Raw genomic sequence first — 8,597 nt, forward strand, 5'->3', positions numbered from 1 at the left:
AATCCGCCGGCTCTGATGGGCGGATCGCAGCAAGCTTAGAATTGGCAGCCACCCGTGAACACACTGGATTTTGACAAGAAGCCGGAAGATACCCGTGTTGTCGTCGCCATGTCCGGCGGCGTTGATAGCTCCGTGGTCGCAGGCATTCTCAAACGCCAAGGCTACGACGTGCTCGGCATTACGCTGCAGCTTTATGATCACGGCGCGGCCGTTCACCGCGCCGGTTCCTGCTGTGCCGGCCAGGATATCGACGATGCCCGTCGCGTTTGCGAGACGCTCGGCATCCCGCACTACGTGCTGGATTACGAGAAGCGGTTTCGTGACACGGTGATCAATCCGTTCATGGAAAGCTATGTCGCGGGCGAGACGCCGATCCCCTGCGTCTCGTGCAATCAGACCGTCAAGTTTGCCGACCTGCTCGCGACCGCGAAGGAACTCGGCGCCGACGCGCTGGCGACCGGCCACTACATCCGCTCGCGGCCCAATCCGGTGCCTGGCAATCCCGGCCGCCGCGCCCTTTATCGTCCTGCTGACGCCGACCGCGACCAGAGCTACTTCCTGTTCGCGACGACGCAGGAGCAGATCGACTATCTGCGCTTTCCGCTTGGCGGCCTGCCCAAGGCCGAAACCCGCAAGCTTGCTGAAGAGATGGGCCTTGTGGTCGCCAAGAAGGCTGACAGCCAGGACATCTGTTTCGTGCCGCAGGGCAAATATTCCGACATCATCAACAAGCTGAAGCCGAATTCGGCGCTTGCAGGCGAGATCGTCCATCTCGACGGCCGCGTGCTGGGGCAGCATGAAGGCATCCTGCACTACACCATCGGCCAGCGCCGCGGTATCGGCATCGCGACTGGCGAGCCGCTCTATGTCGTCTACCTCGATGCCCGGTCCCGCCGGGTCATCGTCGGGCCCAAGGAAGCGCTGGAGACACACCGCGTCTATCTGCGCGATGTCAACTGGCTCGGCGACGAACCGCTTGCTGCGGCTGCCTCGGACGAAGGCTTCGCATGCTTTGCCAAGGTCCGCTCGACGCGTGCCCCGACACCGGCCGTCCTGCACGCCGATGCGAGCGGCATCTATGTCGATCTAGCGATCGGCGAAGCCGGCGTTGCACCAGGCCAGGCCTGTGCGCTTTATTCAGCGCCCGGCGACAACGCCCGCGTTTACGGCGGTGGTTTCATCGAGCGCTCCGAGCGGGAACCGGCAGCGGAAGCCTCGCTGAAGGCGCTGCTGGCCAGCCCCGTCGCCGCCTGAAAATGCCTGTGGCATTTTCTCGATCATGTGCTTGACACAAAGCCGAAGCGCACCTTATAAGCCGCTCATCCCACGGGCCACCGCATTGCGAACGGCACCGTTGACCAGTGGCGGAGTAGCTCAGTAGGTCAGAGCAGAGGAATCATAATCCTTGTGTCGGGGGTTCAAATCCCTCCTCCGCTACCATACGTCCCTTGTCCATACCGAAGACATAGGTAACAAAACGTACCTAAGACATGGTGGACTGCACCCCTTTGGTGAGACAGCAGTAACAGTTCTCCCGGCTGTGACTTGCGTCTCGTGTCTCTTGCCAGGCTTCGCAGGCGAGAAGATAACGCGCCGCCTGGTCGGCAGGGGAACGACGCGTGTCTGGAAGTCCATTCGGCCTCGCCGCCGTGTCGTCCCATGGCATGGATCACGATTCGCCGTTTACCGCTTGCCCGCGGGCCACTTTGAGGCCATTCTCAGATCGGATCCTGGCTGTGCGGTAAGACGAGAGGTCAGGCTTGCAACGCTCAATCTCGACCTCGAAGCACTTGCCGTGGCGCCTTATCTCGACTGATCCCTGAGCGAGGAGGTTGTCCATGTCCACGCGCTATGTCGACCATCCGCTACAACCGGGCGACCGGGCCCCGAACGTTGTGTTTGATGCGATCTCGTGCGAGGGGAAGATCGCACTTGATGATTTTCGTGGCCGCAGCCCATTGTTGATCGGTTTGTTTCGAGGCCTGCATTGTCCGTTCTGCCGGCGCCATGTCGCGGCCATGGCACATCTCAACCCGATGCTGCGTGAGAAAGGCGTCCAATCCCTGGCAGTGGTAAACACCCCGGTCGAACGCGCGCGGCTCTATTTCCGTTACCATCCGATACCCGATCTTCTTGCTGCTTCCGACCCGGTACGGGCTTCGCACCAAGCCTTCGGCTTACGCGAGGTCGGGATCGACACGGTCATGGCGATACGGATCGATCTTCCAGGCGAGTTGCCCGAGCCTATGGGCGTGATGGCAATGGACGAGTTTCTCAACAAGAAGGAAGGATATCAGATTACGCAAGCCGATCAGCAGATGATGACTGCCGACCAGGGGCAGCTTGTCGGTCAGTTCCTAATCGACCGGGAGGGCATCGTACGCTGGAGCTTCACTGAAGTTCTGGAGGCTGGGCTCCATACATTCAAGGCACCGAATTCCGAGGACTTGATGTCGGTAGCTTCCCAAGTCGCACATTAACAACGAAAAGGCCGAAAGTGGACCATTCATACTGTAAACCGCCCTATGACGAACTGGGGGATGGGTGAAAACGATCCTCCGCTACCATCTTTATTACAGATAGTTCTGTGTTTGACCGAGCCGGAAAGCTAACCCTTTGTAGCCGGTCGCTTCATTGCGGAATTCTTCGAGATCATGATCAACGGACTTGACGCGTTGCCGCTTGTTGCGGCCGAATAGCGGTGGGCAATAGTCGTAAACTCGGCGCGACCAAGGTCCAATGCCGACCTTGCATCATTCACCTATATTTCCGTTGCCAGGGTACTCCCGGTGGCTCGGGCCGGATGTTGAGGGGGATCGCGTCGGTTCGAACCAAAGGGAACCTCGCAGTTCGGCTACCGCAGGCTGCGAGGTTCCCCTTTGAGACATCAAGAAAAGAAGTCGGTCCTATTAGCGGGCCCCTGAGGCTGGTTCACAGGGCCTGGTCCATTCCTGAGGGTCACACGCCAAGTTGCTCGAAGAAGGTGTACGCTTTACCTGCGACGGGCAACCCGATCAATATACGCTCACTCCGTCTTACTCGCCACTGATGTTCAAGGCATCGGGCGCTAACGCATTGGCAAGCGCGATCGACAGGCCCTCACGCGTCCGGAAGCCGGCTTCGATCAGGTCAAGTGCCGTGGCAATTACCGCCCGAGCGCACTCGCTTTCCGGGTCTATTTGGTTTGTTTGGCACCAGGCTTGGATGACGGACGCGAGGACTTCAACCTCTCCATTGTCCAGTGTGAATGTAGGGAATTGCATGGTGGCGTTCCCCCATAACGACAAGAGCGCTAGACCCTTGATCGAACCGTGCCGTGCATCTGGTCCAACACGATAGTCTACGCCTCATTCGCAAGACGGTCATTAAAAAAGCCTCGCGATCTTGGCGCGCCGAGCCCGTCGACGGAAAGGTCGCGCTCTCGCCCGAGTAGATGAAGAAACGGCGGTATTCGCCAGCACGGAAACTCTGCTGCCGCCGCATTTGTGAGAGCTGCTTCTTGCGCAATATCCAACGCGCCACTAGCATCGCATCGGGTGCAAGAGGGAGGCTGCGCGCTGAGGCGGGATCTACTGCTTCTTCTTGCGACGGCATTGTATTTCGCGATCGTGATCATCGTCGAATTTTATTAGACCGGGAAAAGCGCCGAGGAGGGACAGCAGAGCATGTCGTACTTCGAAGAGCTGATACGCGCTAAGCGCTATTTTAATCGCTGGCTAAGGTATCGGTTGGCTGCTCCGCGAGTTCCAAAGTTGGAGCGCCTCTTTCTTGGAAAAGCCGTCGTGGTCGCTGGCTCCGCACCCTTTTCCACGAGGCCTCAGGGCTGGAACGATTCATTTCGCGTATTGACGATAAATGCCTCCCAGGTGGCGGCCCAAGGTTGGTTAACCCAGCCGCCTGACGCGACATTGATGCAGTTCAATCAGATTGAAGGGCTCAATGCGGCCGCGGTCGAGGTTCGCAAAGTGCTCCAACATAAGAAAACAGGACTACTTTGCGTTCTCAATTGGCGGCACGAGCTCGATCGGCTCGTGAGAGGACTTGATACATTCGACTACCGTTACAACGAATTGATGCTGATCAGCCGCCATGAGCGCATCGCCCTGATGCATCGGATGACGGGAAGACTGAATCTTGAATTGGAGGGCGAGGCCAAGTGGTCAAACGGCATCGTTGGCGCGGCTCTGGCACTCGCAAGTGGCGCGGCGAATGTGATTCTCACCGGCATCGATCCGCTCTCGAAGGGCCACCAATACAATTCGCTAAATCTTTCTCGCATGCATCGAGAAACCGACCTGCAAGCGCTTCAGATATTCCGTGAGCAGAGGCTCCCGGTCTTTACCGCCGACCCGCACGTCGCTCAGTCTACGAAACTGGCACTTTGGCCTCCTCGAGGGATCTAGCACTTCAACGTCCACGCAGTCTGACCAGCCGAGCCGGCGCGCCGACATAGATGCCGCCAGGAACCGTGGTTCCCTTGACGACGCTATTGGCTCCGATCACGCAACCGCGACCGATATGGGCGCCGGCCAATATCTTAGCGCCGGCTCCGATCCAGACGTCGTCCTCAATCACGACCGGTGCTTTCCGTAGCGGTTGGTCCTTTATGGGGGCAACCGGATCGTCGAAACCATGCTCGAAAGAAACAATGGCGGTTTGAGCAGCGATCCGTACGCCATTCCCGATGCGGATACCCCCGTGGCCGAGCAGTACCGCAAAGTCGTTGAGTGAAACATTGTTGCCGATCTCGACGTGTCCGCTCTGGGCGTCGATCACGACGCCGTAGCGCATCGAGACGCGATCGCCAATTGCTATCGTTCCTTTTCGCCATCTGAAACGTGGCCAATACAGCATTTTGGGTTTCGCTCCGATCGTGAGGCGCCCACCGGAGAAAACCGAGTAAAATTTGACGAGCGCGCCAAGGTTCACTGCTTATACCGGGGCCAACTGCGGCTCGATCGCGAGCGCCTTGTCGAGCCACTTTTGGGCATACTCGACATCCTGCCAGTTCTTGAACCAAGGGCCGCCTTTGGTGTAGTGCCCTTAACTTCGTCGGCAATATCTTCGCGGGAATTCCATCCAATACAGACCGAAAGTTCTGCCACCAGCCCTCTCCCTTGAATTAGCCTCTGCTGAGGGTGGACGACGAACGTTTGCAAAGTCAAGGCCGCGCCGAGTCGGAATCGGCAGCGACCGCATCAAAGGGCGCTAAAACAACGGTTCCCACGCGGTCGATTGGCGTCTTCGTGGAACGACCTGTCCCGATGCTCCGTGTTGCGCCGTTCACGCTGAGGCCAGCTCAGTTCCGACGATGGTTGAACTACGTCCAAAGACGAACTTGGCGACGAGAGCGCGAACCGCAAGGATTGCACTTGAAGAGGCGCTTGGCTTGCATCTTGAGGGCCAGCATCTTGAGGATCGAGAGTGGCGCACGATTTCAATTGGGAACCGGGCATTGGTGACCCTACAATCGGGGGATGGATTACCGTCATCCTGTACCTGCTGGCCTGTGCGAGCTGCTGGAAGACGACCGGGGTCGTCGCTCGGCAATGTTGGAACGAACGATCCGACGGCTATATCTGGCGTGCCATCTCCGTGGTGTTTTTCTTTCTCGGCATAAACAAGCAGCTCGATCTCCAGTCTGCGATGACGGAACTGGGCCGCATGGTCGCTGTCTCTGGCGGGTGGTATGAGCAACGCCGGGCAATGCAAGTCGATTTTATTATCGGTGTAGCCGTCATGTGCGCGGCCACCGTACCGGTTTTTCTCTTCTGGGCCAGAAAATCCCCGATCCAGACTTGGCTAGCGCTCGTCGGTTCAACGTTTGTATTGGGGTATGTGCTAATTCGAGCGGCATCCTTTCATCATTTTGACCGCTTCATCAGTAGCTATTTCTTAGGCTTCAAGTGGAATTGGATTCTGGAAATGACTGGGATCGCGATGGTGTTGCTTGCGAGCGAGTCGCGACGAGCAAAAGTCTTTCAGCAAATGGGTCGGCGGGTCGCCCGCTGACAGGCGCTTGCGATCGCCAGCAGGCGCGGCTCGGGTCCTTATTTTTCATTTCTCTGGTGCGGACTGAATTTCAACCTGTCGCCTTGGCACTAGCGCGCTACGGTTTGCTCCAAACCATGATGATAATCGTAAACTGGGCCTTTCTATAGTTCACCAAAACGCCGCAGCAGTCGCCACTAAAGCCGCAATCGATAGTATCCACCAGAACAATTCCGTTCCGTTCCGGTCCGTGCACTGCCACCCATAGCATTCTCTTCGCGGGCAATGCGCAATCACGATCATTCATTTCCAGGAGCGGGCGCTTTAAGCTGTAAATAAGACGTAGGTACTCCGCGGGAGTCCCTTGGAGGACCGCATTCCCAAAAATGCGCCAACGATCGCACAACGAAAGTCGCTTTTAACTACAGCGATGGTGCTATGGCGACAACGGACGCTGGCGGTCGGCGTCGCGTCAACCATTGAAGACGCTCGAAAAAAGGGCGGCGTCACGTAGCATCGACACGGCTTAGCGTGATCCCGGAGATGGGTTGAAACGGGCTTCGCTACCAGTCGAATGACGCATTTTCTTCTGTGGAACTTCTCGTAAACTTCGACTTTGGGCCTTTCTCTGCTGCTTACGCTATGCACGATGGTGGCCTACAAGGCGTGTCATCATTGCCGCTTAAACGGCTCGTCGAAATCACGGATCGGATTTGAGAATGGCGAAGAAGCCGAAGCTGGAGCATTCCGACCTTGCTGGTGAGTTTACCGATGATGGCGTGACGGTGCTCGTCGACATCTTCCGCCCGGCAGGCACGAATGGCGACTGGAAAATGGAAGTCGTGACCCAGCACGAGGACCTCATCGAATGGGAGGAGCCTTTTGCCACCGATCGCGAGGCGTTTGACGAGTTTCTGGCGACGGTCGCACGCGAGGGAATCAGAACATTTCTGGAAGAAGAGGACCCGTCGGTCCACTAACCCTTGTCTGGTCGCGTGACGGCGCGCGGCTGGCTGGATAAATCCCGCCCCTCACGTTCCGGAAAATTGGCCCGCTCTCGGGCCGGCCAGCGTTACTTGCCAGGCGCTCCTGTTGCTGAAGTCCTGGCTCGCCAAAAAAGTATATCCTGTGCTTTCCCAAGGTTTTACTTTGCCTGCGAGATTGTCGAGGACATAGTCGCCGGACCTCAGTCGTGCCAGCAGGACGACATGGTTGTTGCCGCCGCGGTCGATGACGACCGAAAGCGCCAGCTTGTTCGACGCAAAGCCGGCGCCGAGCAGCGTTTTCAGTTTCAGCAGAGCGTAGTCTTCGCAGTCGCCTTTGTTGTTAATGGGCAGCGACCAGTATTCCGGTTTCCCTGATGTCTGTGCGTCCGCTGCCGGCGCGACACCGGCGTTGACCTGCCGATTGACCTTTTGAAGCAAAGGCATAGCCTCTTCGTCAGTCATCTCGCGACCGCCGCTTCCACGGCAAAGCCAAGCGTAGCGCGCGCATGCCGAGGGAAAGCCAATCGGCGCTCCGATCGCGCGTGATGCGCGAAGCGTGGATCCTGCATAGCTCTCACCAGCAAACGCTGTGAAAACAAGTGTGAACGCTGCGAAAGCTGCCAAGGCCCGCATCGAAAACATCCTTTCGGCTGAGTGCTGGATGGTCAATTATACACTTCAAGCTGCTGCGTTTAATTAGGATTTTATATTTTAAAGGTTAAACATATACTAACGTTCTACGCTCGATTTGCGAAAGTTATTCTTCTTTTTACTTTATTATCACTGTATAAATCCTCCTGTTAACCCTTTGTTAACTGTGGGAGTGAGTAACTATGGGTAAAGAATTACTGGCGATTTCTGCCGGCATCTCTTTTCTTCTTGCCGGAACCAGCCTTGCAAGTGCACAGAGCCAGCGGCTCAATTGTCAGGTGGTGCGGCCAGGCACGATTGAGGAACGATTGTGTGGGCCGGTAGCGTCCATCAATCTTAACCCTTTTGCCGATCCTGATCATCACGGTGACCGACTGCTGGGAGGCAGGCGGACCGCAAGCAATTCCTCTGGGGGAGGGAATGGCGGCGGCTCCAACGCCGGTAGCGGCGACGCCGGCAGTGGCGGCAGCAACGGAAGCGGCAGTAACGGAAGCGGCGGCAACGGAAATGGCGGCAACGGCAACACGGGCGAAGGTCCCGGTGACGCCGGCGATGACGATAGCGGCCGCAGCAGCGGCAATGGCAATGGCAATGGCAATGGGAATGGTGACGACGGCGGTAATGGCAGCAGCAGCGGTGATCATCATGGCGGAGCACACCATCACCATGGTCCGAAAGACCACCACGGTCTCAAGGATCATGGCCCGCGCGGTGACGGTCCTAAAGGTCACCACGGTCCGAACGGTGACGGCCCGAGAGATCATCACGGCTCTAAGGGGGGCGGTCCCCAGGGCGATGGTCCAAAAAACCAGCACGCCTCCAAGGGCGACAGTCAGCATGGTGGTCGTAACCAGGGCGGTGAGAACCGAGGCGGCGGTAGCGAGGGTGGCGGCAACCAAGGCGGCAACCAGGGTGGCGGCAACCAAGGGGGCGACAACCAGGGTGGCGGCAACCAGGGTGGCGGCAGCC

The 8,597-nt window shown here is 57.8% G+C and carries 9 protein-coding genes and 1 tRNA gene; 6 read left to right on the plus strand and 4 right to left on the minus strand.

What is annotated here, in order from left to right; genetic code table 11:
- Nucleotides 1-54: 54 nt before the first annotated feature.
- The 3 genes from mnmA to PMI09_RS28845 all read left to right on the plus strand — a co-directional run bounded on the left by mnmA (nt 55) and on the right by PMI09_RS28845 (nt 2,480).
- A complete protein-coding gene (gene mnmA, locus PMI09_RS28835) occupies nt 55-1,254 on the plus strand; it encodes a tRNA 2-thiouridine(34) synthase MnmA (RefSeq protein ID WP_007802678.1) in 1,200 nt (399 codons plus the stop codon).
- Nucleotides 1,255-1,363: 109 nt separating this feature from the next.
- Nucleotides 1,364-1,440: transfer RNA gene (locus PMI09_RS28840), tRNA-Met, on the plus strand.
- A gap of 398 nt (nt 1,441-1,838) precedes the next feature.
- Nucleotides 1,839-2,480 carry a peroxiredoxin-like family protein gene (locus PMI09_RS28845; protein ID WP_007802680.1) on the plus strand — a complete coding sequence of 214 codons (642 nt, stop codon included), beginning with the start codon at nt 1,839-1,841 and terminating at the stop codon, nt 2,478-2,480.
- 555 nt (nt 2,481-3,035) lie between these two features.
- On the opposite strand, the gene PMI09_RS31880 is transcribed toward PMI09_RS28845, so the two are convergent.
- Entirely contained in the window at nt 3,036-3,263 is a 228-nt protein-coding gene (locus PMI09_RS31880) for a hypothetical protein (RefSeq protein ID WP_007802682.1), read from the minus strand.
- A 402-nt stretch (nt 3,264-3,665) separates the two neighbouring features.
- Between PMI09_RS31880 and PMI09_RS28855 the strand changes: the two genes are divergently transcribed.
- Nucleotides 3,666-4,403: a hypothetical protein gene (locus PMI09_RS28855; protein ID WP_007802684.1), complete on the plus strand. Its 738-nt coding sequence runs from the start codon at nt 3,666-3,668 to the stop codon at nt 4,401-4,403.
- A gap of 4 nt (nt 4,404-4,407) precedes the next feature.
- Here the strand turns inward: PMI09_RS28855 and PMI09_RS28860 are convergent, their stop codons facing one another.
- Complete coding sequence (locus tag PMI09_RS28860; protein ID WP_244423839.1) at nt 4,408-4,791, minus strand: acyltransferase; 384 nt, start codon at nt 4,789-4,791, stop codon at nt 4,408-4,410.
- 633 nt (nt 4,792-5,424) lie between these two features.
- On the opposite strand from PMI09_RS28860, the gene PMI09_RS28865 reads away from it, so the two are divergent.
- Together PMI09_RS28865 and PMI09_RS28870 are read left to right on the plus strand one after the other, a co-directional pair.
- Nucleotides 5,425-6,012 carry a hypothetical protein gene (locus PMI09_RS28865; RefSeq protein WP_007802689.1) on the plus strand — a complete coding sequence of 196 codons (588 nt, stop codon included), beginning with the start codon at nt 5,425-5,427 and terminating at the stop codon, nt 6,010-6,012.
- A 698-nt stretch (nt 6,013-6,710) separates the two neighbouring features.
- A complete protein-coding gene (locus PMI09_RS28870) occupies nt 6,711-6,971 on the plus strand; it encodes a hypothetical protein (protein ID WP_007802691.1) in 261 nt (86 codons plus the stop codon).
- Between the two features lie 51 nt (nt 6,972-7,022).
- On the opposite strand, the gene PMI09_RS28875 is transcribed toward PMI09_RS28870, so the two are convergent.
- Together PMI09_RS28875 and PMI09_RS31545 are read right to left on the minus strand one after the other, a co-directional pair.
- Nucleotides 7,023-7,610, minus strand: coding sequence for a transglutaminase-like cysteine peptidase (locus tag PMI09_RS28875; protein WP_007802692.1), 588 nt, complete (start codon nt 7,608-7,610; stop codon nt 7,023-7,025).
- 212 nt (nt 7,611-7,822) lie between these two features.
- The coding region (locus tag PMI09_RS31545; RefSeq protein ID WP_007802694.1) for a hypothetical protein at nt 7,823-8,597 on the minus strand (775 nt) is incomplete at its 5' end.

The organism is Rhizobium sp. CF122 (genome assembly GCF_000282035.1).
In the GTDB taxonomy this organism is placed as follows: Bacteria; Pseudomonadota; Alphaproteobacteria; order Rhizobiales; family Rhizobiaceae; genus Rhizobium.

Excerpts from the sequence above, each read along its gene's own strand:
- PMI09_RS28870 (WP_007802691.1), top strand. The coding sequence starts at position 6,711 with ATGGCGAAGAAGCCGAAGCTGGAGCATTCCGACCTTGCTGGTGAGTTT.
- PMI09_RS31880 (WP_007802682.1), bottom strand. The coding sequence starts at position 3,263 with ATGCAATTCCCTACATTCACACTGGACAATGGAGAGGTTGAAGTCCTC.
- PMI09_RS28845 (WP_007802680.1), top strand. The coding sequence starts at position 1,839 with ATGTCCACGCGCTATGTCGACCATCCGCTACAACCGGGCGACCGGGCC.
- PMI09_RS28875 (WP_007802692.1), bottom strand. The coding sequence starts at position 7,610 with ATGCGGGCCTTGGCAGCTTTCGCAGCGTTCACACTTGTTTTCACAGCG.
- PMI09_RS28860 (WP_244423839.1), bottom strand. The coding sequence starts at position 4,791 with ATGCGCTACGGCGTCGTGATCGACGCCCAGAGCGGACACGTCGAGATC.
- PMI09_RS28855 (WP_007802684.1), top strand. The coding sequence starts at position 3,666 with ATGTCGTACTTCGAAGAGCTGATACGCGCTAAGCGCTATTTTAATCGC.